Source organism: Salmonella sp. SAL04214, assembly GCF_046550615.1.
GTDB classification, from domain to species: domain Bacteria; phylum Pseudomonadota; class Gammaproteobacteria; order Enterobacterales; family Enterobacteriaceae; genus Salmonella; species Salmonella enterica.
On sequence record NZ_JBGDXT010000001.1, the window covers coordinates 441,602 to 467,599 of the forward strand.

The following is a 25,998-nucleotide window of genomic DNA, read 5'->3' on the forward strand; positions in this document are numbered from 1 at the left end:
CGCAACACGCCATTCCCTGTTGATTACAATAGCCTTGGCTGATGACCTTTCACAACCTTACATGCGCAATCCGGCACGCAAAATTGACAAAAAAATTACTGTCGCGCCAGCCTGCCCGTGGCGGGCACGAAATCGGTATTGCTGCGCCAGGGATTAATGTCCAGCCCGCCGCGACGGGTATAACGCGCATAAACGCTTAACGTTTCCGGCTGGCAGAAGCGCAGAATGTCATTAAAAATACGCTCTACGCACTGCTCGTGAAATTCATTATGGTGACGGAAGGAGACCAGATAACGCAGCAGTTTTTCCCTGTCGATTTTGCGCCCGCGATACTGAATTTGTATCGAGCCCCAGTCCGGTTGGTGGGTGATCAGGCAGTTGGATTTCAACAGATGACTGACCAGCGTCTCTTCTACTTGCTTCTCGCCGCTGACCGCATGTTGCAGATAGTCGGTAGTAAACTGGTAGTTGTCGATACTGATATCCTGATCGTCAATACAGGCGCCGTGGAAATGGGCGACAGGCTGTCCTTCCAGCTCATCAAGACGATGAAGCTTCACGCTAACGTTGCCCTGCGCGCAGGCGCGCAGATCGCGCTCCAGCGTCTGGCGCACCGTCTCCCAGGTGTCAAAGCGCGTCTGGTTAAAGCTGTTCAGATACAGTTTAAAGCTTTTGGATTCGATTAAATTAACGCTGGTGTAATCCAGTTCGACATGCCCGACGGCGACCTGCGGAAGACCCTGGCTGTTAAGCCAGGAAAGTTCATACAACGTCCAGATATCCGCGCCGTGGAACGGCAAATTATCGGCTGTTAATCCGAGCGGGTCGCGATTCAAACTGCGCGGTACGCCCTGCAGCAGGCTGGCGTCATAATTGTCCCGGTAATCCGTTGATTTTCCGAGAGTCAGGCCATCAAGAGCCTGATGGTTTTCATAAGAAGACATGTTTCACCGTCATAAACCAGATACACTATGCGCCAAGTGTATCCTGGCTTTTATGAAGAGAGAAACTGGTGGACGAACTGACAGCGCAGGCATTGAAAGCCTTTACGACGCGTTACTGCGACGCGTGGCAAGAAAAACACGGTAGCTGGCCGTTGAGCGAAGAACTGTATGGCGTACCTTCTCCGTGCATTATTTCTTCAACCCGCGATGCCGTTTACTGGCAGCCGCAACCTTTTGAAGGCGAAGAAAATGTAAACGCGGTTGAACGCGCCTTCGATATTATGGTACAACCTGCGCTCCACGCGTTTTACACCACGCAGTTTGCTGGCGACATGCCCGCGCAGTTCGCGGATGAAAAGCTTACGCTACTGCAAACCTGGAGTCAGGATGACTTTCGGCGCGTGCAGGAAAATCTGATAGGCCACCTGGTCACGCAAAAGAGGCTCAAGCTTCCTCCCACGCTTTTTATTGCGACGCAGGAAAATGAGCTTGAGGTCATTTCGGTCTGTAATCTGTCCGGCGAGGTGATTAAAGAAACGCTGGGCACCCGCAATCGTACCGTTCTTGCCGCAACGCTTGCGGAATTCCTTACGCAACTTAATCCTCTTCTGTAATCGTTTGCCCTAACAGGTGTGAGAGATCTCTTACAAAGTCTGTAGGAGATCGCCAGGATATCAGCGGATACTGAGCCCCGTTTTCTTATGTAAGTCTATATAAAACAACTAATTAAAATGTTTTTGCGCACTTTCATATGAAAATTTACTTAAGGTATTGTCTGTAAGCGTCTTGTAAGACAAGGTGAAACAGGCGATTCTATCTTCGTCGACAGGGAGTCGTACAACGAAGCGAACGTCAGGATGATGACGCTTCAGCAGGACACGCCAAGATGGTGTTACAAGGAAAGGCTTCAGGATGAAGCAAAATGGAAAGCGCAGGATGCGTTAAAGGACACCTCCAGGACGGAGAACGAGAGCCGATCAGGATGTTCGGCGGGTCTGGATGACCAGGGACGCTTCAGGAAGAAGCTATCACATCGGGCGATGTGCGCAGGATGCAAACGTTCAGGATGAACAGGCCGTAAGGTCACAGGAAAAGTTGTCACGGATGAGCAGGGAGCACGAAAAGTAGCTGGAATGCTGCGAAACGAACCGGGAGCACTGTTTATACAGTGCTCCCTTTTTTTTGTTATTCTTCGCGCCAGATTTTCATCATTGAGGTTTTTAACATGACGACTCATGACCGTGTGCGTCAGCAGTTACATGCGCTTGAAACGCTGCTGCGCGAGCATCGCCACTGGCGGCAGGATGCGCCGCAGGCGCACTTGTTTACCAGCACCCAACCATTTTTTATGGATACCATGGAACCGCTGGAATGGCTGCAATGGGTATTGATCCCACGTATGCATACCCTACTTGATAATGCGCAGCCGCTGCCCGAGGCATTTGCCGTCGCCCCTTATTATGAAATGGCGCTGGCGGCGGATCATCCGCAGCGGGAGGCGATCCTGGCGGTTTTGCAGGATCTGGATGCGCTATTCGTCCGCGATAAATCCTGATGCTGGAGATCCTCTATCAAGACCCGTGGCTGGTTGCCGTGAATAAACCCGCAGGCTGGCTTGTTCACCGGAGCTGGCTGGATCGCGACGAAAAAGTCGTGGTCATGCAAACGGTGCGCGACCAAATCGGCCAGCATGTTTTTACCGCCCACCGTCTCGACAGGCCCACGTCGGGCGTACTGTTAATGGGGCTGTCCAGCGAAGCGGGACGCCGTCTGGCGCAGCAGTTCGAGCAGCACCACATCCGTAAACGCTACCATGCCATTGTGCGCGGCTGGCTGATGGATGACGCGGTACTGGATTATCCGCTGGTGGAAGAGCGCGATAAAATTGCCGATAAATTCGCCCGCGAAGATAAAGCGCCCCAGCCGGCTGTAACGCAGTATCGCGGGCTGGCGACGGTCGAAATGGCGGTGCCGACCGGGCGTTATCCCACCACGCGTTATGGCCTGGTTGAGCTGGAACCAAAAACGGGACGCAAGCACCAGCTTCGTCGTCATCTGGCGCATCTGCGTCATCCTATCATCGGCGACAGCAAGCATGGCGATTTGCGACAAAACCGCAGCGCCGCAGAGCATTTTGCCTGTCGTCGCCTGATGCTTCATGCCAGTCGGCTTGAACTGACGCACCCCTTCACCGGACAGCCGTTGATAATTCAGGCCGGGTTGGATGAAACCTGGATGCAGGCGCTGACACAGTTTGGCTGGCGTGGACTTCTCCCTGACAATGAAAGGGTTGAGTTTACGGCGGCGTCCCGGCAGGATGAGACTCATCAGGCATAATTCAGGGAGATACGCATAATGGCAGAAATTGGTATTTTTGTCGGGACCATGTATGGCAACTCACTGCTGGTGGCGGAAGAAGCGGAAGCGATCCTCGCCAGACAGGGCCACAGCGCGACCGTGTTTGAAGCTCCTGAACTGTCCGACTGGCAGCAATATCAGGATAAGGTTGCGCTGGTCGTTACCTCGACGACCGGGCAGGGCGATCTACCGGATAGCATTGCGCCGCTCTTTCACGGCATTAAAGATACAGTCGGTTTTCAACCAAACCTGCGTTACGGGGTGATTGCGCTAGGTGATAGCAGCTACCCCAATTTCTGTAATGGCGGCAAACAGTTTGATGCCCTGTTGCAAGAGCAAAGCGCGCAGCGGGTGGGGGAGATATTATTCATTGACGCCAGCGAACATCCGGAGCCGGAGAGCCAGTCCAATCCCTGGGTTGAAAACTGGGGAACTTTACTTTCCTGAGGTAAATCCCTCCCCCCTACGGGAGGGTACCTTTTCGTTTGCTTGCGTTGCCAGTAAGCAAAATCACGACCTGTATACAGTGTAAAGTAACTGAATCGTGTTAGCTTTGGGCATATGCCCGCAAAAGCGGCAGTTTTTTACGGGCGTTTTCATGTAATCAAGCGACCTGTTTCACATTCTTCTCTTTTTATTCCTCCTGCGTCGACGCCTGGCGCCTTCTGATTTCATTTCCGTGAAGTGGCTTCCACTGTCCTGGGCTTTTGCCATAAACAGGCGTAATTCATCGCCAAAATACTGTGTTGTTGCACGGTGAGTGTGTGTGGCGCGCTTTTTATACTTCTCCTGCCAGTGAATAAAAGCATGCAGCGTGCAAAGCAAACGACCTAATAAAAGCTGCAACAAGGAAACGTTATCTCTGATTCCCTACCGGTTGTGCAGTTCAGAGTGAGCGTAGCTAACGCGAAATTTCAGGAGTGCAACAATGAGTTCATTAAGTCACGCGGCGAGCAGTGCGGAGAAACGCACGAACGCCCGCTACTGGATAGTGGTGATGCTGTTTATCGTCACATCCTTCAACTACGGCGACCGCGCCACATTGTCCATTGCCGGCTCAGAAATGGCCAAAGATATCGGCCTTGATCCGGTAGGTATGGGCTATGTTTTTTCTGCTTTTTCATGGGCCTATGTTATCGGGCAGATCCCGGGCGGCTGGCTGCTGGACCGCTTTGGTTCCAAACGCGTCTATTTCTGGTCTATTTTCATTTGGTCAGTCTTCACCCTGTTGCAGGGTTTTGTCGATATCTTTAGTGGTTTCGGCATTATTGTCGCCCTCTTTACGCTTCGTTTCCTGGTTGGTCTGGCGGAATCGCCTTCTTTCCCGGGTAACAGTCGCATCGTTGCAGCCTGGTTCCCGGCGCAGGAGAGGGGAACGGCGGTGGCCATCTTTAACTCCGCGCAATACTTTGCCACGGTTATTTTCGCGCCGATTATGGGCTGGCTGACGCACGAAGTGGGCTGGTCGCATGTCTTCTTCTTTATGGGCGGGTTAGGGATCATCATCAGCTTTATCTGGTTGAAAGTTATCCATGAACCAAATAACCATCCGGGCGTAAATAAGAAAGAGTTGGAGTACATCGCAGAAGGCGGCGCGCTGATCAATATGGATCAGAAAGACACCAAAGCGAAAGTACCGTTTAGCGTCAAATGGGGCCAGATCAAACAGCTGCTGGGCTCTCGTATGATGATTGGCGTTTACATCGGTCAGTACTGTATTAACGCATTGACCTATTTCTTTATTACCTGGTTCCCGGTCTATTTGGTCCAGGCGCGCGGCATGTCGATTCTCAAAGCGGGCTTTGTCGCCTCGGTTCCTGCGGTCTGCGGCTTTATCGGCGGCGTGTTGGGCGGCATCATTTCCGACTGGCTGATGCGTCGTACCGGCTCCCTGAATATCGCGCGCAAGACGCCGATTGTGCTGGGGATGTTGCTGTCAATGGTTATGGTGTTCTGTAACTATGTGAACGTGGAATGGATGATCATCGGCTTTATGGCGTTGGCCTTCTTCGGTAAAGGTATCGGCGCGTTGGGCTGGGCAGTAATGGCGGATACCGCGCCGAAAGAGATCAGCGGTCTTTCCGGCGGCTTGTTTAATATGTTCGGCAATATCTCCGGTATTGTGACGCCAATCGCGATTGGTTACATCGTTGGCACCACCGGTTCCTTCAACGGCGCGTTGATCTATGTCGGCGTACATGCCCTGGTGGCCATCATCAGCTATCTGGTGCTGGTAGGTGATATTAAGCGTATTGAACTGAAACCTGTCGCAGGACAATTATCATGACAACGCAATCCAGTCCCGTTATTACGGACATGAAGGTCATTCCGGTTGCCGGACATGACAGTATGCTACTCAACATCGGCGGCGCGCATAACGCGTACTTCACCCGTAACATCGTCGTCCTCACCGATAACGCCGGGCATACTGGCGTCGGCGAGGCGCCGGGCGGAGAAGTGATTTATCAGACGCTGGTCGATGCTATTCCGATGGTATTAGGCCAGGAAGTCGCCCGCCTGAACAAAGTGGTGCAACAGGTGCATAAAGGCAACCAGGCTGCTGATTTTGACACCTTTGGTAAAGGCGCATGGACGTTTGAACTGCGGGTTAACGCGGTGGCGGCTTTGGAAGCGGCGCTGTTTGATCTATTGGGACAGGCGCTTAATGTGCCGGTCTGTGAACTGTTAGGGCCAGGTAAACAGCGCGATGCCGTCACCGTGTTGGGCTATCTCTTCTATATTGGCGATCGCACTAAAACCGATCTGCCGTATCTGGAAAGCACGCCGGGCAGCCATGAATGGTATCGCCTGCGCCATCAGGAAGCGCTGAACAGCGACGCGGTCGTGCGGCTGGCGGAAGCGTCTCAGGATCGCTACGGCTTTAAAGATTTTAAACTCAAGGGCGGCGTGCTGCCGGGCGAACAAGAGATTGATACCGTTCGCGCGCTAAAAAAACGCTTCCCGGACGCGCGTATTACCGTGGATCCGAACGGCGCCTGGCTACTGGATGAAGCCATTGCGTTGTGCAAAGGGCTGAAAGATGTACTGACCTACGCGGAAGATCCGTGCGGCGCGGAGCAAGGATTCTCTGGTCGTGAAGTCATGGCGGAGTTCCGCCGCGCGACAGGACTGCCGGTGGCGACCAATATGATCGCCACCAACTGGCGCGAAATGGGGCATGCGGTGATGCTCAACGCGGTAGACATTCCTCTTGCCGACCCGCATTTCTGGACTCTCACCGGCGCCGTTCGCGTGGCGCAACTGTGCGATGACTGGGGGCTAACCTGGGGCTGCCATTCGAATAACCATTTTGATATTTCACTGGCGATGTTTACCCATGTCGGCGCGGCGGCGCCAGGCAAACCCACCGCTATTGATACGCACTGGATCTGGCAGGAGGGCGATTGCCGCCTGACTAAAAATCCGCTGGAAATTAAAAACGGCAAAATTGCCGTTCCGGATGCGCCAGGACTGGGCGTGGAGCTTGACTGGGAACAGGTGCGAAAAGCGCATGACGCGTATAAAAAGCTGCCAGGCGGCGCGCGTAATGATGCAGGCCCGATGCAATACCTGATCCCCGGCTGGACTTTTGACCGCAAACGCCCTGTTTTTGGTCGTCACTAATTCTGAATAAGGACACAGTTATGAGTACTCAATTTACGACGCCTGTAGTCACTGAAATGCAGGTTATCCCGGTTGCGGGTCATGACAGTATGCTGATGAACCTGAGCGGCGCGCACGCCCCGTTCTTCACGCGCAACATCGTCATTATTAAAGATAACTCCGGCCATACCGGGGTCGGCGAGATTCCGGGCGGCGAAAAAATTCGCAAAACGCTGGAAGATGCGATCCCACTGGTGGTGGGAAAAACGCTGGGTGAATATAAAAATGTCCTGACTGCCGTTCGCAACCAGTTTGCCGATCGCGATGCGGGCGGACGCGGTTTACAAACGTTCGATCTCCGTACCACTATCCATGTGGTGACTGGTATTGAGGCGGCAATGCTTGACCTTTTGGGCCAACACCTGGGCGTCAACGTCGCTTCGCTGTTAGGCGACGGTCAGCAGCGCAGCGAAGTCGAAATGCTGGGTTATCTGTTCTTTGTCGGTAATCGCAAGGCCACGCCGCTGCCGTATCAGAGCCAGCCGGATGAGCAATGCGACTGGTATCGTCTGCGCCATGAAGAGGCGATGACGCCGGAAACGGTAGTGCGTCTGGCGGAAGCCGCCTATGAAAAATACGGCTTCAACGACTTCAAACTGAAAGGCGGCGTGCTGGCGGGCGAAGAAGAGGCCGAGTCAATCGTGGCGCTGGCGAAACGTTTCCCACAAGCGCGCGTCACGCTCGATCCAAACGGTGCCTGGTCGCTGAACGAAGCGATCAGCATTGGTAAATACCTGAAAGGTTCTCTGGCCTATGCAGAAGATCCGTGCGGCGCGGAGCAGGGTTTTTCCGGACGTGAAGTGATGGCGGAATTCCGTCGCGCGACCGGATTACCGACGGCCACCAATATGATAGCGACCGACTGGCGTCAAATGGGGCATACGCTGTCGCTGCAATCTGTAGATATCCCACTGGCGGACCCGCACTTCTGGACTATGCAAGGCTCTGTACGCGTGGCGCAAATGTGTCATGAGTTCGGTCTGACCTGGGGCTCGCACTCTAACAACCACTTTGATATTTCGTTGGCGATGTTTACCCATGTTGCCGCGGCGGCGCCGGGCAAGATCACCGCGATCGATACCCACTGGATCTGGCAGGAAGGCAACCAACGTCTGACTAAAGAACCGTTTGAAATTAAAGGCGGCATGGTGCAAGTACCGACCAAACCGGGGCTGGGCGTTGAGCTCGATATGGATCAGGTGATGAAAGCGCATGAGCTCTATCAAAAACATGGCTTAGGCGCGCGTGACGACGCGATGGGAATGCAGTACTTAATTCCTGGCTGGACGTTTGATAATAAGCGTCCTTGCATGGTGCGTTAAGTCAGAACCGGTTCCGTAAGGAACCGGTGCTTCTCTGGGTGTATGCTTAACAGGATCAACATGCGTAAGGACGACTTATGAAAATAGTGATCGCACCAGACTCGTATAAGGAAAGTTTGAGTGCTCTTGAGGTAGCGACCGCCATTGAACAAGGATTTCGCGAGATCTGGCCTGACGCCGATTACCTGAAATTGCCGCTGGCTGATGGCGGAGAAGGTACTGTCGAAGCGATGGTTGAAGCGACGGCGGGTCGAATCGTGCATGTTGAGGTCACCGGGCCGTTGGGGCATCGCGTCAATGCGTTTTATGGGCTTTCCGGCGATGCGCGTTCCGCGTTCATTGAAATGGCGGCCGCCAGCGGGCTGGAGCAGGTGCCGCCCGCGCAACGCGATCCGTTGAAGACCACATCATGGGGAACCGGCGAGCTGATCCGTCATGCGCTGGATGCGGGCGTTGAGCATATCATTATTGGTATCGGCGGTAGCGCCACCAACGATGGCGGCGCGGGGATGGTACAGGCGCTGGGTGCCAGGCTACGGGATGCGCAGGGCAATGATATTGCGCAAGGCGGCATTGGGCTGGAAACACTCGCCAGCATTGATATCAGCGGCCTGGATAAGCGTTTGTCGGCGTGCCATATAGAGGTCGCCTGCGATGTCACGAATCCCCTTACCGGCAAAGAGGGCGCGTCTGCGGTTTTTGGTCCGCAAAAAGGGGCGACGCCGGAAATGATTGAACGCCTGGATACGGCATTGACTCGCTATGCGCATTTGATTGCCCGCGATCTGCATGTCGATGTGTTGGATCTGGCAGGCGGCGGAGCGGCAGGCGGCATGGGGGCGGCGTTATACGCGTTTTGCGGCGCGCAGCTACGGCGTGGCATTGAGATTGTCACCGATGCGCTTCATCTGGAAGCGTGTCTTGCGGATGCTGATTTAGTCATCACCGGCGAGGGACGCATCGACAGCCAGACCATTCACGGTAAAGTCCCTATTGGCGTGGCAAACATCGCCAAACGGTATAACAAGCCGGTAATTGGTATTGCGGGTAGCCTGACGGCGGACGTTGGCGTGGTTCATGAACATGGGCTTGATGCCGTTTTCAGCGTGATTTATACCATCTGCACGTTGGAGGACGCGCTGAAGAATGCGAGTGAAAACGTACGAATGACCGCGCGCAACGTGGCTGCAACGCTGAAAGCGGGGCAACAGTTACGCTGAGTTGTAGGCCGGATAAGGCGGTCACGCCGCCATCCGGCGAATATCAGCCTAATATCTTCTTCGCTTCACGCGCGACATTATCCATCTCATCCAGCAGCTCCAGAAACTCAGGCTCCAGCTCCTCTTCGTGGACGCCGCTGCGAAGCTGTTGCTCAATAAGCTGGCAAAGGTTCTTCATCCGCGGTACGCCGCTATAGCCGCAGCTCCCGTGTAGCTTATGGACCAGATCGACCAGACCGTTGGGATTTTCTCCCACCAGTTGTTCTTCAATTTTGTTGCGCACTTCCGGCAGAAAATCAATCAGCATTTGCAGCATATCCCGCGCCAGATCGGGCTTACCGGCAGCCTGGCGGAGCGCAAGCTGCCAGTCGAGCGTCGCATTCGGATTGAAGATAAACTCAGCCGGTTCCGGCGCCATCAGGCGCGCTGCTACGTTGGCGCCAGGTTTATAGCGCAGCAACAGATTATGCAACTTCTCTTCTTCTATCGGTTTAGCCAGATAGTCGTTCATGCCCGCGCTGAGCAACTTCTCTTTTTGCCCGGCCATCGCATGTGCCGTAACGGCAATAACCGGTGTTTGCTGCTGATGAGGAAGCTGGTGAATCAATTCGCAGGCGCGTATGCCGTCCATATCCGGCATCTGAATATCCATCAAAATCAGATCAAACTGCATTTGTTTCGCCCGATCCACCGCCTGATGTCCGCTATCACAAAGTTCTACGTGCTGGACTTTATCTTCCAGTAACGCGCCGATAAGCTTCAGATTAGCGGGATTATCATCAACCGCCATAACCGTCATGGTGATTTTACTGGTATCCATTAGCAGCGGTTCAGGATGGTGAGTCAACTGGCAATATTCCGTCAGCGCTGGCAACAGGCGCGTTGACGTCAATGGTTTTAACAGACAGGCCGCCGCGCCTCCTTGTTTCAGCTTTTCGGCGTTAATTTGCGCATGGCAAGGTAGCGCCAGCAGTAGAAAGTCCGTCATTGACGCCGCTTTCGCCAGACGTTCATGCTGCATGGTGAGCGGCTCGCGGAAGGTCACCGGAACGCTCAAAATCATAATATCGTAGTGCGCTAACGGCAGCGCGGAGAAGGTCGGGCTGTAAACCACTTCCACCGGCGTGTCGCTCAGTAGATCCAGGGTACATTGCGCGGCAGTAGCATTCGGTTCGACATAAGCCAGCCGTTTTCCGGCCAGACATGCGGTCGACGGCCCGTCAATAATAACATTTGGGTTAAGATCAAGATTAATATGAAACCAGAAGGTCGAGCCGCGATTAGGCTGGCTGTGGAAAGAGATATCCCCGCCCATTTCGTTGACCAGCTTTTGCGTAATCACCAGCCCAAGGCCGGTGCCGCCGTGACGGCGAGAAATACTGGCATCGGCCTGGCGAAACGCCTGAAACAGTCGCGACTGGTCGCGTTCCGGAATGCCGATCCCCGTATCGCGGATCTGCACTTCAATCTGTACTTTGGTGTTACTGAGCGCCCGCTTTTCTACCAGAATATCGATATTGCCACTCTCGGTGAACTTAATGGCATTACCCACCAGATTAGTAATGACCTGTTGCAGGCGCAGCGGGTCGCCAATCACATTATCCGGGACGTCGTTTTTAATATTTAACGTCAACTCCAGCCCTTTATCATGCGACGAGTGGGCCAGCAGCGTAACCACTTCATCCAGCGTGTTGCGCAGTGGAAAAGGGATACTTTCCAGAATGAGCTTACCGGCTTCCAGCTTGGAGAAATCAAGCACGTCATTAATGATCGCCAGCAGATTATTCGCGGAACGCTCAATGGTGTTCAGATGGTCACGCTGGGTGGGGTTCAGCTCCGTTTTTAATGTCAGGCGGGTAAAGCCAATGACGCCGTTCAGCGGCGTTCGCAGTTCGTGCGACATGTTCGCCAGGAACTCCGACTTAATACGCGCCGCTTCCTGGGCACGCTTTTTCGCCAGATCCAGCTCAACGTTTTGGATTTCCATCTGCTCAAGGGTTTCACGCAGGTCCGAAGTGGCCTGATCGATATTATGCTGCATCTCTTCGTGATAGGCGGCAAGCGACATCGCCATGGAATTAATGCCGTTTTTCAGCATATCCAGTTCGCCCAGCATAAATCCTTCCACACGGCTATCCAGTTGTCCGCGGCGAATGCGGTCAACGGTATTCACCATGTTACGGATAGGCCCGGTGACATCGCGCATAAGCCGCCAGCCAAAGATCAGCGCAATGCCAATACAAAAAAGCATCATTACGCTGGAGATAAAAATCTCTTTGTATTGCTGTAGCCTTACCGACTTGAGATCCAGTTCAAGTGCCACATATCCCAGCATATTTTTGGTATTTTTTGCGTCGGCAATCGCTGACTCGTCCGGCGAATAGCTCTCCGAGATAATCGGGGTGCGCAGAATCATAATATCGCCGTGGCGATCGACGCTCAGACGACGTGGAAACGGCGCTCCGGCGGGAAGCTGCATCTGTGAGGGGTCCAGATGGAAATTAGACGTTACAAACAGGCGGTTATGATCGTCATAAACGGAAATCGCCCGCACAATATCAGAGTGTCTGCGGTGCAGGACGCTGATAAGTTGGCCGATAGACTCCCGGTTTTGTAAGTTCATACCATATTCGCTGGAGACGGCGAGCGGTTCAATAATACTGGCGCCGGCATCTTCCAGTTGACGCTGCAGGTCGTTATAGCGGTGCACTACAAAAAAGATACTGAGCAGCAAACCTATCAGGACGGTCGGGGCCAGGATCAGAATCATCATGCGTGCGCGCAGGCTGTAGTTGGTCATGGAGTTCCGTTATGGGACAATTAGGGTCACACTGTTAAATTGAGAAAAAGCTGGTCGATGGCGCAATTCTACTCTGCAAAACGGCGCGTGACGACGCGTCAGATCATAACCGTTAAAGTCAATGACCTCGATTCATTTGGTCAGGGCGTAGCCCGTCATAACGGAAAGGCGCTGTTTATCCCCGGTTTATTGCCTGAGGAAAGCGCAGAAGTCATTATTACAGAAGATAAAAAGCAATTTGCCCGCGCACGCGTTTCGCGCCGTTTGAATGATAGCCCGGAACGAGAAACGCCGCGCTGCCCGCATTTTGGCGTCTGCGGCGGTTGTCAGCAACAGCATGTCAGCATCACCCTGCAACAACGCAGCAAAAGCGCGGCGCTGGCGCGTTTGATGAAACACGAGGTGAATGACATCATCGCCGGCGCGCCCTGGGGTTATCGGCGTCGTGCGCGGTTAAGTCTGAATTGCCCGTCGGATAAACCGCTGCAAATGGGATTTCGCAAAGCGGGTTCCAGCGATATCGTCAATGTCGAACAGTGCCCCGTTTTGGCGCCCCAGCTTGCAGCATTGCTGCCCAGAATCAGGGCGTGTCTGGCGAGTTTACACGGCACCCGACATCTTGGGCATGTTGAGCTGGTACAGGCGGGAAGCGGTACGCTGATGATTCTGCGCCATACCGCGCCATTAAGTGCGGCGGATAAAGAAAAACTGGAACGCTTTTCGCATTCTGAGGGATTGTCTCTGTTTCTGGCGCCGTTTAGCGAGATACTGGAAACGGTATCTGGCGAGGCGCCCTGGTATGATTCGCACGGCTTACGTTTAGCCTTCAGTCCGCGAGACTTTATTCAGGTTAATGAGGCGGTAAACCAGCAAATGGTCGCCCGCGCGCTGGAGTGGCTTGATGTGCGCGCCGAGGATCGTGTCCTGGATCTGTTCTGCGGAATGGGGAATTTTACGCTGCCGCTGGCAACGCGCGCGGCAAGCGTGGTAGGGGTTGAGGGCGTTCCGGCGCTGGTAGAAAAAGGCCGTGAAAACGCCATCCGCAATGGTTTACATAATGTGACATTCTTCCATGAGAACCTGGAGGAAGATGTCACTAAGCAGCCGTGGGCGAAAAACGGCTTTGACAAAGTCTTACTCGATCCTGCGCGTGCGGGGGCTACAGGAGTGATGCGACATATTATAAAATTAAAACCTATTCGCATTGTTTATGTATCCTGTAACCCGGCGACGCTGGCGCGCGATAGTGAAGCGCTGGTCAATGCGGGATATGAGGTTACGCGTTTAGCGATGCTCGACATGTTCCCGCACACAGGACATCTGGAATCAATGGTTCTGTTCGAGCGCATGTAATGATTACCGGCTTACCGACTTCGGTAGGCCTGGTCCCTTAAGGAGAGGACGATGGTCGCGGTAAGAAGTGCACATATTAATAAAGCTGGTGAATTTGATCCGAAAAAGTGGATCGCAAGCCTGGGAATTTCCAGCCAGCAGTCGTGTGAGCGCTTAGCCGAAACCTGGGCGTATTGCCTGCAACAGACACAAGGACATCCGGATGCGGATCTGTTGCTGTGGCGTGGCGTGGAGATGGTAGAAATTCTTTCCACGCTGAGTATGGATATCGACACGCTGCGGGCGGCGCTACTGTTCCCTCTGGCCGACGCCAACGTAGTCAGCGAAGATGTACTGCGCGAAAGCGTCGGCAAATCTATCGTGACCCTGATTCATGGCGTGCGCGATATGGCGGCGATCCGTCAGCTAAACGCCACTCATAACGACTCTGTTTCTTCGGAGCAGGTTGATAACGTCCGTCGAATGTTATTGGCGATGGTGGATGATTTCCGCTGCGTGGTGATCAAACTGGCCGAGCGAATCGCTCATTTGCGCGAAGTGAAAGAGGCGCCGGAAGATGAGCGCGTGCTGGCGGCGAAAGAATGTACCAACATCTATGCGCCGCTCGCTAATCGTCTGGGCATCGGGCAACTGAAGTGGGAACTGGAAGACTACTGTTTCCGCTACCTGCATCCGGCGGAATACAAACGCATCGCCAAACTGCTGCATGAGCGCCGTCTCGATCGCGAACATTACATCGAAGAGTTTGTTGGACATCTGCGCGCCGAAATGAAAAACGAAGGCGTGCAGGCGGAAGTCTACGGACGACCAAAACATATTTATAGCATCTGGCGCAAAATGCAGAAAAAGCATCTGGCGTTTGATGAACTCTTTGACGTGCGCGCCGTGCGTATTGTCGCTGAACGTCTGCAGGACTGCTACGCCGCGTTGGGGATAGTGCATACGCACTATCGCCACCTGCCGGATGAATTCGATGATTATGTCGCTAACCCGAAACCGAACGGTTACCAGTCTATCCACACCGTGGTTCTGGGGCCGGGCGGTAAAACCGTTGAGATCCAGATCCGTACCAAACAGATGCATGAAGACGCCGAACTGGGCGTGGCGGCACACTGGAAGTATAAAGAAGGCGCCGCGTCTGGCGGCGTGCGTTCCGGCCATGAAGACAGAATTGCGTGGCTGCGTAAGCTGATCGCCTGGCAGGAAGAGATGGCCGATTCCGGCGAAATGCTGGATGAAGTGCGCAGCCAGGTGTTTGACGATCGGGTCTACGTTTTTACGCCAAAAGGCGACGTGGTTGACTTGCCTGCCGGATCTACGCCGCTCGATTTTGCTTACCACATCCACAGCGATGTCGGGCACCGCTGCATCGGCGCGAAAATTGGTGGGCGTATTGTGCCATTCACCTATCAGTTGCAGATGGGCGATCAGGTTGAAATTATCACTCAGAAGCAGCCGAATCCCAGCCGCGACTGGCTGAATCCAAACCTGGGCTATGTGACGACCAGCCGCGGACGCTCGAAAATTCACGCCTGGTTCCGTAAACAGGACCGTGACAAAAATATCCTGGCTGGACGGCAGATCCTCGACGATGAGCTGGCGCATTTGGGGATTAGCCTGAAAGAGGCCGAGAAACATCTGCTGCCGCGCTACAACTTTAATGAGCTGGAAGAGTTGCTGGCGGCGATAGGCGGCGGCGATATCCGTCTTAATCAGATGGTGAATTTCCTGCAATCGCAGTTCAATAAGCCGAGTGCGGAGGAGCAGGATGCAGCGGCGCTGAAACAGCTTCAGCAAAAAACATACGCGCCGCAAAATCGTCGTAAAGACGACGGGCGCGTGGTGGTAGAAGGCGTGGGTAATTTGATGCACCACATTGCCCGCTGCTGCCAGCCGATTCCGGGGGATGAAATTGTCGGCTTCATTACTCAGGGGCGGGGGATTTCCGTGCACCGGGCCGACTGCGAACAGCTGGCGGAGCTGCGCTCACATGCGCCGGAGCGGATCGTAGAGGCGGTATGGGGCGAAAGCTACTCGGCGGGATATTCGCTGGTGGTGCGCGTCCAGGCCAACGATCGCAGCGGCTTGCTGCGCGATATCACCACCATTCTGGCTAACGAAAAAGTCAACGTGCTGGGCGTCGCCAGCCGCAGCGACATTAAACAGCAGATCGCCACCATTGATATGACCATCGAGATCTACAACCTGCAGGTGCTGGGCCGCGTGCTCGGTAAGCTGAACCAGGTGCCGGATGTGATTGATGCACGGCGACTGCACGGGGGGTAAACCCCAGACAGTAATAATGTAGCGGCTTTGCTACTCGTTCAGCAAAGCCGCATTAGCCAACCCCATAAGCATGAGATATGGGGTATGTTTTCGACGTACATTTCATTTCCGGTGTACTCTTATGTAAGATTTATACTTACAGTGGAGGCTGTTATGGCCAGAACAATGACCGTTGATCCTGGCGATGAACTGCGTGAGTTTATTGAATCGCTCATAGAATCAGGTGATTACAGAACACAAAGTGAAGTGATCAGAGAGTCTCTTCGTCTGCTGAAGGAAAAACAGGCCGAGTCACTACTTCAGGCGTTACGTGAACTTCTGGCTGAAGGTCTGAACAGCGGAGAGCCGCAGGCCTGGGAAAAGGATGCCTTTTTACGGAAGGTCAAAACAGGGATGATCAAACCCGATGAGAACGGTAAAATTAACGCCAAAGGCCAGTGAAGATCTGGAAAATATCTGGCATTACTGCTGGCAGCATTTTGGCGAAATACAGGCCGATCGATATATTAATCATCTATCAGATATTATTCGGGATGTAGGGAGATACTCGAGGGCTACGGCTTGATGTTTTATAAAGATATCTGGTAGCTATCTGCTTACCAGATATCTGGTATGGTTCCATGAAAATCGGTTTTGTTCAAATTTCTATTCGTATGGCAGTAATACGGTTACCGCACAATCGGTGTCAATGTTGACTCGTCCCCAGGTACCACGAAGTTCTACCATCTGTGAACGGGCACATTCAGTATTGTTTTGATCACAGGGAATAGCCTCAATCTGCATGTTTTTATCATCACATGCTATTGATACTGTTGCATTATCTATTATTTGTGCACAAATTGAATCTGATTCATAGACATCACAGGGCATATTTCCATGTCTTAAAAAAATATTTGCAATGAGCTCATTGGTTTTTGGTCCACTAAATTCTTTATTTATTGAGGTTACTTCTGAGTATTTATCAAAAGAAGCAGCTAAATTTTCAGGATCGATTGACGCGATAATTTGTACGCTGTCACTATCAAATGACATTTTATCATTAATGGTGGTAATGCTGGTCCCAAAATTGGCGTCAATAATCGAAATTTCCGTTTTTATATTATGGTCTGTAAAGCCGTAAGTAGTTATACTATAAGCGTCATAGGATACTTGATGTTTTTTGGTGTTGTAAGTTATTTCCCCATCAATATATTGCGATTGTGCGTAATCATATGAAGATGGTTCGATATGTAATTTTAAATCTTGTTTGATTATTTGTGCATCGTATAGTGGTGATATATTTAATTGTGCATCGATATTGCTGGTCCAGACACAATCAAGTGTGGAGTTATCATGTGATGTACAGCGGGCCCGGCGGGTTTCAGTCATATTGGGAAGTGTGAAAAAAGTGCTGCCAATGATCATTCTTATACTGGAATCCATTGTTATCGTTGATTCAATATCGACCCATAGTCCAGGACCGCACGTTACCTGACTTCCACGTAGCTTTCCACCGGTACATAACATCTCAATATTCTCTGGTAATAATGATGTTCTAACCCGTAGGTCACTATTTAAATTAGTTGTACCTGCCCCAGTGCCTGTCATATCATTCAATTCGGCCTTGATCTTAACGTATCCAGATCCAAATGTATTGTTGGCGAAGAACATAAATAGAATGAATGAAATTATGATTTTTTTGCTTATGGTCATCATTTTTCCTGTGTTTATTCGTAGGGTATCAAAACGGTAATTGCACAAGTTGTATCAATGCTGACTTTCCCCCAGGTACCATTTATCGTACCTACTTTGCCGTTCAGGCAATGTGTTGTGTCTGAAGCATTACAAGTGCTGCTAAAGGCAAGCTGCGCGTTCAGATCGTGACATACAAGAGCAACTGACGTCTTATTAAGACTGTAGTTACACAAGGATGTATCGTCGCATGGCGTATTGCCATGGTAGAGATATACAGCGGCTAGCTCGACATTATTTTTTGCGCCAGTCATGGCGACTTCTGTACTGTGCACTATCGTATTTTCAGAAAATGAAGCATCTACTATTTCTGGAGGAAAATAACGATGTAGGGTGGACGCTGGAGAGCCATTAAGTACAAGTGAACCGTTCCATATACCGAAATCACCCTCGGTATCTTCTGTCACTGTTACAGTCCATTTGAATTTCAGATTCTCAATGCCCGATGTTTCCGGTTCATAACTAGCGTAACTGCTTACCGATTCATCAATAATAATATGGCCGGAAAGGGATGAATATTGATTAGTGTCATTATTTCCTCCTCCGGGTATTACCGAAACTGTAAGATTTTGCTGGTTAATTGTTATTCCATTCTGTTTGGTAAGTAAGGTGAGGGGAAGTGAAAATGATTTATCCCATACACAAATTGCGCTGTTAGTTGCCTGATTACCCGTACAGTCAGCATGTGCCGTCGCTTTTACCGCTTCACCAGTAAAACTATAAGTGATACCGTTATCGACAGCGGTTGTATTGATGAAAGAAGTTGATGGATCAAATTCAAGGGTGGATTCAAGTCCATAGGGAATTGTACCTTGAGGAATACAACCACCCCCATCGCCTCCACCTGACTTAGTGCACGATGAAAGGATATGAATGTTTGTTGGTAATGGGGTATGGATGGTATCGAGTGTAGGATCGCCAGTCAGTGCACCAAGGCTATCAAACTGTGAAATAATTTGAGAATTATATTCTATATCCGTTCTTACTTCAGCGCATTGTAGCGCAATACACCAAAAACCAGATATTATTACCAGTATTAGCTGTAATAAAATTCGCTGCATTTCATATCCTTATAATTTTACCTATAGCTTACTGATATTCAAAGCTCACGGTAGCAGTACCCGAAAATTCCCCCGGCATAACATCTTCACCAGCGTATTTTTGCAGCCTGGCCTGCAAGTTGATGGTGGTAATCCCTTCCTTCAGCACAAAAGCTGTACCCTCTGTTGCATTGATACTCACTGGTTGCTGTGCAGCCGTTTCCACGCCAATCGCAAAACCACTGGCTTCCGACGAGGGCTCCAGCGCCAGCAGTCCGGGCAGGGTACTGTCTTCAACACCCTGAAAGGTCACCACCACGCCGTTGGCTAGCGCTGTTTTGCAATCCTGGAGGCTAAGTGTGAATGGAACAGGAGTCGTTTGCCCGCTGGCGTCGAAATTGTCACTGCCAATAGTATGAAAATCCACCGTCGCCATCGTGTCATTATCCACTACCAGGTTACAGGCGCCGGCAACCAGCTTACCGCTGTAGTGCACATTAGGCGTGGCGGCAGGTAACGTATTGCAAACCGCCCATAACATTACGCCTCCGATCAAATGCCCGGCAGTTTGAAAAATACGGTTCATTGGTAATCCACCTGTAACGTGGCAAAAGCCTCAAAATCGCCTTCGGCAGGCTCTTTACCGGGCTGTTTTACCGGCACGGCTTTTAGTGTGGGAAGCGATGACTCATCGATGGTTAGCGACGTGCCGGGAGGAAACACCGTGCCGTTCTGCTGAAGTTCAATGCCCAGCTCAGGGACATTGGTGGTTAAGGCATTTGCGGAGTAAGGCGTCGCCGTGCCCAGATAGCTCAACGTAAAAGTTAATGCGTCATCGCGAAAGCTGCTGTCGCAGGTAAGGGTCCACGGGATCTCGGTCAGGTAATTGACGCCGTCAATATTATCAATAATCACGCTACCAAAACTGACCTCCAGCGTTTCACCATTATTGATAGTACAGGCGGGCGGGTTTATCAGTTTGCCGTGAAAGGTCAAATTGTCGGCGCAGGCAAACTGGGTGATTAAAAGCGTCAGGATAAGCACCCTTTTCACTATGAATCTCTCCATCACTGGTAATCCACGACTAACGTCGCACTGGCGTTAAAATCGCCACCCGCTAACTGCGTGGTGGGCTCTTTAACCGGTACGGCTTCCAGCTCTGGCCCATTGTTGCCGCTCAGGGTGAAGTTCAGCCAATCCGTTATGCCAACCGGAACCAGTTGCTTATTGCCCGCCTGCTGAATACGGATGCCTAACCCCTGCACCGAAGTTTGCAGAACCTGCTCCCCGCTGATGGTGGTAGTGGTCCCCTGAATTTGTAGCTTTAGATAGTCGCTCGCTCTGCCATCGCAGTTCAGGCTGTAGCCCACAGGTTTCGTTTGAGAAGCATCGCCAACTTTGGTGGTCAGGACATCGCCAAACTCTACGGAAGCGCCGCCTACCGTACAGGGCGGTGGTTGAGTGACGACCAGATGTAGCTCCAGTTGCACGGTTTTTGTGCCGGCAGCCTCGGTGCCGGCAACGAATCCACCGCACAGCAGCACCAGCATTTTCCAGCGAGTCAACATCGTCATGGATCTCTTTCGCACAGGATTACTTATTCGCTTTCTTCTCAGCGTCACGGGTTTTTTCCTCATTGACCTTGCAGGTATTCCCTGAGCAGGTAAAAACCAGCAGGCGATGGCCGCCGTAATCATCGACGTAGCCCACCACCGGCGAGCTGCCGAGCGAGGCACCTTTGATGGGAGAGGTCATTTTTTCACGCGGGGCAATCAGCAGGTTTTTAAAGCCGGAGGCGGTTTCGTTCTCTTTGCTACCGGCATTGCTGATGACGAGGTAAAACGGTGTGGGGTTGTCGAAGATCACACCATCGCCCTGGTAGGTCAGCGTGAGCTTCGTCTGCCACGGGTGCGTCTTATCCACCTGCCGGGCGACGGCTACCGGGCGGTAGAAAAACTTAATACGCGTTTGCAGCGCCAGCTGGAGCGTATTAGGCTTATCGCTTTTCGGCGGAATTTCCCGCACGTTGAAATAAAACAGACTTTCCCGGTCCTGCGGTAGGCTAGCCGCGGCTGGTAACGGCTGGACTTTAACCTGCCCGTCGGATTTTGGCTCAATACGCTGCAGCGGCGGCAGGGCGGTAAAATAGCGGGTATCTTTGGCGAACTTATCGTCTTCCAGCCACGCCTGTGCGAGGTAGGGCAGAGTGGCGTTGCCGTTTTTCAGCGTGACGGTGATTGAATTTTCATTGCCGTTAAAAATAACGCGGGTACGATCCGGCACAATCGCGCTGTGCGATACCAGCGGCGCAGCCAGTAATACCGAAGCGATAAGCGCCTGGCGCTTAAAATGGTTGGTCTTGTTCATTACAGGTTCCCTTTATTCCATATCCTTGCGATTCACCGCATGGTTGTCAGCCAGCGGTATGGGCGGGGTTTGAGTGGTTGTCGCCACCGGCGCGGCCGGTTGGCCATCGGTTTGCGTATGTTCCTGGATTAGCGGTTGCGCAGGCAGCGGAGAACTTTTCTGCGGTGCGGTGGGGGGCTGACCTTCCAGCATTTTGCACGGCAGCAATAGCGCGTTGGCCAATAGCTCCGGTGTAAACGTGGGCGGGAGTGATGCTTCACACTGCGCCGCGCCATCCCAGAAGACTTTCAATGTTTCCCCGGCTTTTACGCCCGCCAGCCAGGCGTTGCCGTCATCGGCCACCAGGCCCAACTGCTGCTGGCGCTCGTTTTTCACTTCGGCGCCGAAAGGTGGGAAGTCGCCGTCTGCCAGCCGGAAAACCGCCATCATTTTCTCGCCGCTGACCACGTCAAAGTGACGGTAGCCGATGGCGCCTTCGGTGAGCGTGATCTGCACAACCGACTTAGTAGCTTCCGCCTTCTCCGGCAATTTGTTCAGATCGATACGCGCCAGGCTGCGCGAATAGCTTCCGACATCCGCAATCACGGCCTTGCCGAAAATGTTGGTTGAGGTTGGCGAGCCGCTACCGCTAACGGGGACGTCCGCAATACCGTCGGTATCAACCAGCAAACGTGTGCTGCCCGCTAAACTTCCCCGGTGTAGCGCGCCGCCCTGGGTGGTCAGCGTCATGCCGCCGCGCAGCGACATACCCAGCGAACGGTACGATCCTTCTTCATAATCCGCGCTCAGATCGATGTCCGTCAGCGCGCCCTGATGGCTGTAATAACCGTCTGCCTGTGCGCCTTGTTCATCCTGCCCGACGTGAAGCTGCCAGTTATCGCCGTTCTGGCTGTGGCCGGAATAGCCGAGCTGATTACGGTGTTGACTACCGTTAAACGTACCGTTGTAGCTGATGGAATCATTGCCCCAGGGAACAGACAGCGAGATATAGACACCATCATCTTTATCACCGTTATATTCGCTGCGATAGCTGTTCAGCGACGCACTGAGATTTTTTATCGACCCTAAGTCGAAGTACCAGGAAAGAGACAGGTTATAGTTACTCTGATCCGGGCTGTCCCAGAAGGTACTGCGTGAGTAGCTGAAATAGGCGCTCATGCCTTGTTCACGGAAGTTCTGGTTATAGGTGACCGTATAGCGTTCTTTTTCGTGACCGGCATTGAGATGATGGTAGGTTTTCGCATCCAGATAGTCGCTCATGCTCATAAAGTTCTTTTCTGAGAAGCGGTATCCGGCAAAGGTTAGTCGGCTGTCGATTTCATCAAAGTCACGGGAATAGCTGATGCGATATGAGTTACCCTGCAGCGTTTCGCCGTCAAACCCGTCGTCTTGCGGCATGTGGGCGATGGAGTGCGTAATGTCCACCGCCACCGCGCCCACCACGCCAAGATCCTTACCGCTTCCCAGCGCCACGGCCTGATAGTTGCTTTCTCCAATTGCGCCGCCATATAGCGACCAGCCGTTGGTGACCCCCCACGAAGCTTCCGCCGAGGCGAATGTGCCGGTAATGGGGTGATGATCCCAGTCCTGCGGGCGGCCCAGCGCCATCTTGTAGCGCACCATGCCGGGGCGCGTCAGGAAGGGAACCGATGCGGTGTTAACGTCAAACTCCTGGGTCTGACCGTTCTGCTCTTCCACGGTGACGTGCAACGTACCGGAAACGGACTGGTTGAGATCCTGAATACGGAACGGTCCTGCGGGCACCTGCGTTTCATACAGTACGCGCCCCTGCCAGGAGACTTTGACTTTTGCGTTAGAACGCGCAATGCCCACGATCTCCGGCGCATAGCCGCGCAGTTTCGGCGGCAGCATCTGATCGTCAGAAATGACGCTGGCACCGATATAGTTAAAGCTGTCGAAAACATCGGACTGGAGATAGCTTTCGCCCAGCGTAAGTTTGGCCCCGAGCGTCGGTAGTGCGCGATAGGCGTAGTAGCGGCTCCAGCTCTGATCGTGGAGGGTGGAAGTGTTCTCGTCATCGTCACGATGGTCGTAGCTGGCCTGCCAGTCGGCCCGCAGTCGCCATGCGCCCAGGTTCGCGCCTAACGTCCCGTTGCCGCTGATGCTTTGCTCTTCGCTGCCACTTTCTTGATCGTGGCGGAGCTGATTATTAATGTTGTAATCCAGAATGATGCCGGGAATACCATTATCCCAGCGGGCGGGCGGGTCCCAGTCGACATCGCTGTATTCCATATACGCCTGGGGTAAATTCACCAGCAGCGTGGAGTGCCCCAGGTCGGCCTGAAAATCCATGCCTTTCAGTGAATCTGGCGCCAGACATTGTCGTTCACCGTGCGTTATCCAGACGAGTTTTTCCGCGAGTTCCGGTTTTATACCCAATTGCGTAACTAATTCTGGTTCTGCGCAAACCTCGCTTCCTTGTGGATCATGTTCTGGTATAACCCAGTTAACAGGAAATTCCTGCGGCAGAGTCTGTCCGTTAATTTTAATTTGTAAGAGGTAGACGCCTGGCAGAATAAAACCCTTACGAGAAAACTGTGCAATGTTAACGTTATCGCGATTTTTTACATCGAGGAAATCGGTATTAAATTCGATGTCTTTGCCTGACGCGCTATAAGGGGAGACGCTTAGAAGCATTCCCACTCCGCACGCTATTGGGCAAAGAACACTTTTCCATGTGTTATTCATCAAATATATTCCGCAATAAAACTCAACAGGAATACCCTACCTAAAGCGGCAGGGTATTATCGTCGTGACTCTGTTAACTGAATTACAGGTAAGAGATAGTGACGTTGGCGGCGCTGCTGAATTCACCTGTGCCTACGGTGCCGGTTGCTGCGCCAACCAGCCAGGCGGTGAAATTCAGGCTTTGCTTCTCATCAAGAATGGTATCTCCGTCCAGGTCCGCAATGGCCTGTGTATAGGTATCGCCCAGTTTGATATTGTTTTTGCCAGCATCGCCGATTGCCAGGCTTACGTTGCTAATAGCGCCAGTGCCGTCAGTCTTCATCAGCGCGAGATTATCCGTGGCGCCTGTAGCCGCTGTGGTTCCACTACCTGTAGTGAATACCACATTCATATTTTTCTCGGTAGCCCAGGTACAACCCTCAAGATCGATATGAAAGGTACGGGCATTGTTGATGGTCGTTTTACCATTACTCAGCGTGCCATTACCGATACTTGAACCCATATTGACTGTTTGATCTTCCGTATCCAATGTGACGGAGCAGGGGGAGTCAACAATATTACCAAGGAAAGTGACCTTTGCTGTGTTGCTACCCGCGGCTTGAGCGCCGGAGACAATTCCCATAACTAAAGATGCAGTTACTGCCAGTTTACAAAAATGAGATGACTTCATCGTGTTATCCTTAATTAACGTGTTTTATGGCAGCATTTTGTACGCGTATACCAAGGGATATGCGGCATAGAGCCATGCTGCGGGCTTTGAGTAAAAAATAGGTCATAATAAAAATATTATATTTCTACATTTTTATGAGTATATTCTTATGAGCTGAATGATCGTACCTGCTCATAGAATATTATATGTAATACTTTCAATATATTTATTTCATGTATGTTCCAGAAAAAACAAAAAAGCGGTCTTTTTTGAATATTAAACTGGCGTGCATGCTACTCGTTTTTCCGTAAAAGTGAAATAATTTATTTTTTTTTGAAAGGGAAGGCTCTTTGGGTGGGGTGCTTATAGTGTTTGCATGATTTTTTTACTTAATTGATGTTATTTATAACGTCTGGTGCAAATATCTGTTTTTTTAATAAATTAGTTATATGATTATTATATTGTTGTGTATCGATTAATAATTTTAAAGTTATACGGGAAAGGTAGCATTCAACACCTGTTAACAATATATTTTATTATATAGGCGTTGTCGTAGTGTCTCTGTGCGTGAATGGTTAAGAATAATACGTTACAATTGTCGCTAGTATTTACAACCGATTAAAAACCATGACAACTAACCATCAAATTGACCGTCTTCTCACCCTCATGCAGCGCCTGCGCGACCCGGAAAACGGCTGTCCGTGGGATAAAGAGCAGACCTTCGCCAGCATCGCGCCTTATACGCTGGAAGAAACCTATGAAGTACTGGATGCGATTGCGCGTGAGGATTTTGACGATTTGCGCGGCGAACTGGGCGACCTGTTGTTCCAGGTGGTGTTTTACGCGCAGATGGCGCAGGAAGAAGGCCGCTTCGATTTTAATGATATCTGCGCTGCCATCAGCGACAAGCTGGAGCGCCGCCATCCGCATGTTTTTGGCGAGCTTTCCGCGGATAATAGCGAAGAAGCATTAGTTCGCTGGGAGCAAATCAAAACGGAAGAGCGCGCGCAAAAAGCGCAGCATTCCGCGCTGGACGATATTCCGCGCAGCTTACCGGCCTTGATGCGCGCGCAAAAAATCCAGAAACGTTGCTCAAACGTGGGCTTTGACTGGACGACGCTGGGACCGGTCGTCGATAAGGTCTATGAAGAGATCGATGAGGTCATGTTTGAGGCGCGGCAGGCGGTTGTTGATCAGGCTAAACTGGAAGAGGAAATGGGCGATTTGCTCTTTGCCACGGTCAACATGGCGCGTCATTTAGGTACGAAAGCGGAGCTCGCTTTGCAAAAAGCGAACGATAAATTTGAACGTCGTTTTCGCGAAGTTGAACGTATTGTCGCAGCCAGAGGCCTGGAAATGACCGGGGTGGACCTGGAAACAATGGAAGAAGTTTGGCAGGAAGTAAAACGCCAGGAAATTGATCTCTAAAGGTTTTAGGCGGTCAAGAGCGATTTGTGTGATTTTTTAAATAACAAGCGCTTGATTTACGTCAAAAACATTTACCTCAAAGGGGCTATTTTCTCCCTCCCTGTGTGAATGTCAGCCTGACGAAGAGG

The 25,998-nt window shown here is 51.9% G+C and carries 22 protein-coding genes and 1 pseudogene; 13 read left to right on the forward strand and 10 right to left on the reverse strand.

The genetic code is table 11. The annotated features are described in order from the left end of the window. Positions 1 to 95: 95 nt before the first annotated feature. A complete protein-coding gene (gene queF / locus ACLJQD_RS02155) occupies positions 96 to 944 on the reverse strand; it encodes an NADPH-dependent 7-cyano-7-deazaguanine reductase QueF (protein WP_000100456.1) in 849 nt (282 codons plus the stop codon). Between the two features lie 68 nt (positions 945 to 1,012). On the opposite strand from queF, the gene syd reads away from it, so the two are divergent. From syd to ACLJQD_RS02195, 8 genes are all read left to right on the forward strand, one after another. Then, positions 1,013 to 1,558 (forward strand): SecY-interacting protein, encoded by a 546-nt coding sequence (gene syd / locus ACLJQD_RS02160; protein WP_000343990.1) that lies wholly within the window; start codon positions 1,013 to 1,015, stop codon positions 1,556 to 1,558. Positions 1,559 to 2,169: 611 nt separating this feature from the next. Further along, on the forward strand, positions 2,170 to 2,499 hold the full coding sequence (locus ACLJQD_RS02165) for a YqcC family protein (protein ID WP_000207015.1): 330 nt from the start codon (positions 2,170 to 2,172) through the stop codon (positions 2,497 to 2,499). Next, the gene (gene truC / locus ACLJQD_RS02170; RefSeq protein WP_000890028.1) at positions 2,499 to 3,281 is read left to right on the forward strand and encodes a tRNA pseudouridine(65) synthase TruC; all 783 of its coding nucleotides are present in this window, start codon (positions 2,499 to 2,501) and stop codon (positions 3,279 to 3,281) included. Before ACLJQD_RS02165 ends, truC begins: the two co-directional genes overlap by 1 nt. Positions 3,282 to 3,299: 18 nt before the next feature. After that, entirely contained in the window at positions 3,300 to 3,749 is a 450-nt protein-coding gene (locus tag ACLJQD_RS02175; protein ID WP_017441114.1) for a flavodoxin, read from the forward strand. 481 nt (positions 3,750 to 4,230) lie between these two features. Beyond that, positions 4,231 to 5,589 (forward strand): galactarate/glucarate/glycerate transporter GudP, encoded by a 1,359-nt coding sequence (gudP, locus tag ACLJQD_RS02180; protein WP_000097015.1) that lies wholly within the window; start codon positions 4,231 to 4,233, stop codon positions 5,587 to 5,589. Next, complete coding sequence (locus ACLJQD_RS02185) at positions 5,586 to 6,926, forward strand: enolase C-terminal domain-like protein (RefSeq protein WP_017441115.1); 1,341 nt, start codon at positions 5,586 to 5,588, stop codon at positions 6,924 to 6,926. The genes gudP and ACLJQD_RS02185 overlap by 4 nt, the downstream gene beginning before the upstream one ends. A 20-nt stretch (positions 6,927 to 6,946) precedes the next feature. Beyond that, positions 6,947 to 8,287 carry a glucarate dehydratase gene (gene gudD, locus ACLJQD_RS02190; RefSeq protein WP_000107113.1) on the forward strand — a complete coding sequence of 447 codons (1,341 nt, stop codon included), beginning with the start codon at positions 6,947 to 6,949 and terminating at the stop codon, positions 8,285 to 8,287. A 77-nt stretch (positions 8,288 to 8,364) separates the two neighbouring features. Then, a complete protein-coding gene (locus ACLJQD_RS02195; protein WP_000706477.1) occupies positions 8,365 to 9,507 on the forward strand; it encodes a glycerate kinase in 1,143 nt (380 codons plus the stop codon). 43 nt (positions 9,508 to 9,550) lie between these two features. Here ACLJQD_RS02195 and barA read toward each other — a convergent pair whose 3' ends face one another. Further along, positions 9,551 to 12,307: a two-component sensor histidine kinase BarA gene (gene barA / locus ACLJQD_RS02200; RefSeq protein ID WP_017441116.1), complete on the reverse strand. Its 2,757-nt coding sequence runs from the start codon at positions 12,305 to 12,307 to the stop codon at positions 9,551 to 9,553. 57 nt (positions 12,308 to 12,364) lie between these two features. Between barA and rlmD the strand changes: the two genes are divergently transcribed. The 4 genes and pseudogenes from rlmD to ACLJQD_RS02220 form a co-directional block, all read left to right on the forward strand. Beyond that, on the forward strand, positions 12,365 to 13,660 hold the full coding sequence (rlmD, locus tag ACLJQD_RS02205; protein WP_017441117.1) for a 23S rRNA (uracil(1939)-C(5))-methyltransferase RlmD: 1,296 nt from the start codon (positions 12,365 to 12,367) through the stop codon (positions 13,658 to 13,660). 51 nt (positions 13,661 to 13,711) lie between these two features. Beyond that, positions 13,712 to 15,946, forward strand: a complete 2,235-nt coding sequence (gene relA / locus ACLJQD_RS02210) for a GTP diphosphokinase (RefSeq protein WP_000226841.1) — start codon at positions 13,712 to 13,714, stop codon at positions 15,944 to 15,946. A gap of 84 nt (positions 15,947 to 16,030) precedes the next feature. Beyond that, positions 16,031 to 16,387 carry a type II toxin-antitoxin system ParD family antitoxin gene (locus ACLJQD_RS02215; protein WP_072103489.1) on the forward strand — a complete coding sequence of 119 codons (357 nt, stop codon included), beginning with the start codon at positions 16,031 to 16,033 and terminating at the stop codon, positions 16,385 to 16,387. Then, positions 16,353 to 16,472: pseudogene (locus ACLJQD_RS02220) on the forward strand (type II toxin-antitoxin system RelE/ParE family toxin); the annotation flags it as partial. The gene ACLJQD_RS02215 and the pseudogene ACLJQD_RS02220, both read left to right, overlap by 35 nt. Positions 16,473 to 16,591: 119 nt before the next feature. On the opposite strand, the gene ACLJQD_RS02225 reads toward ACLJQD_RS02220, so the two are convergent. The 8 genes from ACLJQD_RS02225 to ACLJQD_RS02260 all read right to left on the reverse strand — a co-directional run bounded on the left by ACLJQD_RS02225 (position 16,592) and on the right by ACLJQD_RS02260 (position 24,463). After that, entirely contained in the window at positions 16,592 to 17,641 is a 1,050-nt protein-coding gene (locus ACLJQD_RS02225) for a hypothetical protein (protein ID WP_001804980.1), read from the reverse strand. An 11-nt stretch (positions 17,642 to 17,652) separates the two neighbouring features. Beyond that, positions 17,653 to 18,738, reverse strand: a complete 1,086-nt coding sequence (locus ACLJQD_RS02230) for a hypothetical protein (RefSeq protein ID WP_001188943.1) — start codon at positions 18,736 to 18,738, stop codon at positions 17,653 to 17,655. A 28-nt stretch (positions 18,739 to 18,766) separates the two neighbouring features. Then, positions 18,767 to 19,303, reverse strand: a complete 537-nt coding sequence (locus ACLJQD_RS02235) for a fimbrial protein (RefSeq protein ID WP_017441119.1) — start codon at positions 19,301 to 19,303, stop codon at positions 18,767 to 18,769. Continuing rightward, on the reverse strand, positions 19,300 to 19,770 hold the full coding sequence (locus tag ACLJQD_RS02240; protein WP_000832396.1) for a fimbrial protein: 471 nt from the start codon (positions 19,768 to 19,770) through the stop codon (positions 19,300 to 19,302). The genes ACLJQD_RS02235 and ACLJQD_RS02240 overlap by 4 nt, the downstream gene beginning before the upstream one ends. Before the next feature lie 14 nt (positions 19,771 to 19,784). Then, positions 19,785 to 20,291, reverse strand: a complete 507-nt coding sequence (locus tag ACLJQD_RS02245; protein WP_017441120.1) for a fimbrial protein — start codon at positions 20,289 to 20,291, stop codon at positions 19,785 to 19,787. A gap of 19 nt (positions 20,292 to 20,310) precedes the next feature. Beyond that, positions 20,311 to 21,084: a fimbria/pilus periplasmic chaperone gene (locus tag ACLJQD_RS02250; RefSeq protein ID WP_017441121.1), complete on the reverse strand. Its 774-nt coding sequence runs from the start codon at positions 21,082 to 21,084 to the stop codon at positions 20,311 to 20,313. Positions 21,085 to 21,096: 12 nt separating this feature from the next. Next, positions 21,097 to 23,793, reverse strand: coding sequence for a fimbrial biogenesis outer membrane usher protein (locus tag ACLJQD_RS02255; RefSeq protein ID WP_071527466.1), 2,697 nt, complete (start codon positions 23,791 to 23,793; stop codon positions 21,097 to 21,099). Positions 23,794 to 23,875: 82 nt separating this feature from the next. Continuing rightward, the gene (locus tag ACLJQD_RS02260) at positions 23,876 to 24,463 is read right to left on the reverse strand and encodes a fimbrial protein (RefSeq protein WP_000842512.1); all 588 of its coding nucleotides are present in this window, start codon (positions 24,461 to 24,463) and stop codon (positions 23,876 to 23,878) included. 606 nt (positions 24,464 to 25,069) lie between these two features. On the opposite strand from ACLJQD_RS02260, the gene mazG reads away from it, so the two are divergent. Beyond that, the gene (gene mazG / locus ACLJQD_RS02265; RefSeq protein WP_000210451.1) at positions 25,070 to 25,870 is read left to right on the forward strand and encodes a nucleoside triphosphate pyrophosphohydrolase; all 801 of its coding nucleotides are present in this window, start codon (positions 25,070 to 25,072) and stop codon (positions 25,868 to 25,870) included. The last annotated feature ends 128 nt before the right edge of the window (positions 25,871 to 25,998 follow it).

Excerpts from the sequence above, each read along its gene's own strand:
- queF (WP_000100456.1), bottom strand. The coding sequence starts at position 944 with ATGTCTTCTTATGAAAACCATCAGGCTCTTGATGGCCTGACTCTCGGA.
- ACLJQD_RS02165 (WP_000207015.1), top strand. The coding sequence starts at position 2,170 with ATGACGACTCATGACCGTGTGCGTCAGCAGTTACATGCGCTTGAAACG.
- truC (WP_000890028.1), top strand. The coding sequence starts at position 2,499 with ATGCTGGAGATCCTCTATCAAGACCCGTGGCTGGTTGCCGTGAATAAA.
- ACLJQD_RS02175 (WP_017441114.1), top strand. The coding sequence starts at position 3,300 with ATGGCAGAAATTGGTATTTTTGTCGGGACCATGTATGGCAACTCACTG.
- gudP (WP_000097015.1), top strand. The coding sequence starts at position 4,231 with ATGAGTTCATTAAGTCACGCGGCGAGCAGTGCGGAGAAACGCACGAAC.
- ACLJQD_RS02185 (WP_017441115.1), top strand. The coding sequence starts at position 5,586 with ATGACAACGCAATCCAGTCCCGTTATTACGGACATGAAGGTCATTCCG.
- gudD (WP_000107113.1), top strand. The coding sequence starts at position 6,947 with ATGAGTACTCAATTTACGACGCCTGTAGTCACTGAAATGCAGGTTATC.
- ACLJQD_RS02195 (WP_000706477.1), top strand. The coding sequence starts at position 8,365 with ATGAAAATAGTGATCGCACCAGACTCGTATAAGGAAAGTTTGAGTGCT.
- barA (WP_017441116.1), bottom strand. The coding sequence starts at position 12,307 with ATGACCAACTACAGCCTGCGCGCACGCATGATGATTCTGATCCTGGCC.
- rlmD (WP_017441117.1), top strand. The coding sequence starts at position 12,365 with ATGGCGCAATTCTACTCTGCAAAACGGCGCGTGACGACGCGTCAGATC.
- relA (WP_000226841.1), top strand. The coding sequence starts at position 13,712 with ATGGTCGCGGTAAGAAGTGCACATATTAATAAAGCTGGTGAATTTGAT.
- ACLJQD_RS02215 (WP_072103489.1), top strand. The coding sequence starts at position 16,031 with ATGTTTTCGACGTACATTTCATTTCCGGTGTACTCTTATGTAAGATTT.
- ACLJQD_RS02225 (WP_001804980.1), bottom strand. The coding sequence starts at position 17,641 with ATGATGACCATAAGCAAAAAAATCATAATTTCATTCATTCTATTTATG.
- ACLJQD_RS02230 (WP_001188943.1), bottom strand. The coding sequence starts at position 18,738 with ATGCAGCGAATTTTATTACAGCTAATACTGGTAATAATATCTGGTTTT.
- ACLJQD_RS02235 (WP_017441119.1), bottom strand. The coding sequence starts at position 19,303 with ATGAACCGTATTTTTCAAACTGCCGGGCATTTGATCGGAGGCGTAATG.
- ACLJQD_RS02245 (WP_017441120.1), bottom strand. The coding sequence starts at position 20,291 with ATGACGATGTTGACTCGCTGGAAAATGCTGGTGCTGCTGTGCGGTGGA.
- ACLJQD_RS02250 (WP_017441121.1), bottom strand. The coding sequence starts at position 21,084 with ATGAACAAGACCAACCATTTTAAGCGCCAGGCGCTTATCGCTTCGGTA.
- ACLJQD_RS02255 (WP_071527466.1), bottom strand. The coding sequence starts at position 23,793 with ATGAATAACACATGGAAAAGTGTTCTTTGCCCAATAGCGTGCGGAGTG.
- ACLJQD_RS02260 (WP_000842512.1), bottom strand. The coding sequence starts at position 24,463 with ATGAAGTCATCTCATTTTTGTAAACTGGCAGTAACTGCATCTTTAGTT.
- mazG (WP_000210451.1), top strand. The coding sequence starts at position 25,070 with ATGACAACTAACCATCAAATTGACCGTCTTCTCACCCTCATGCAGCGC.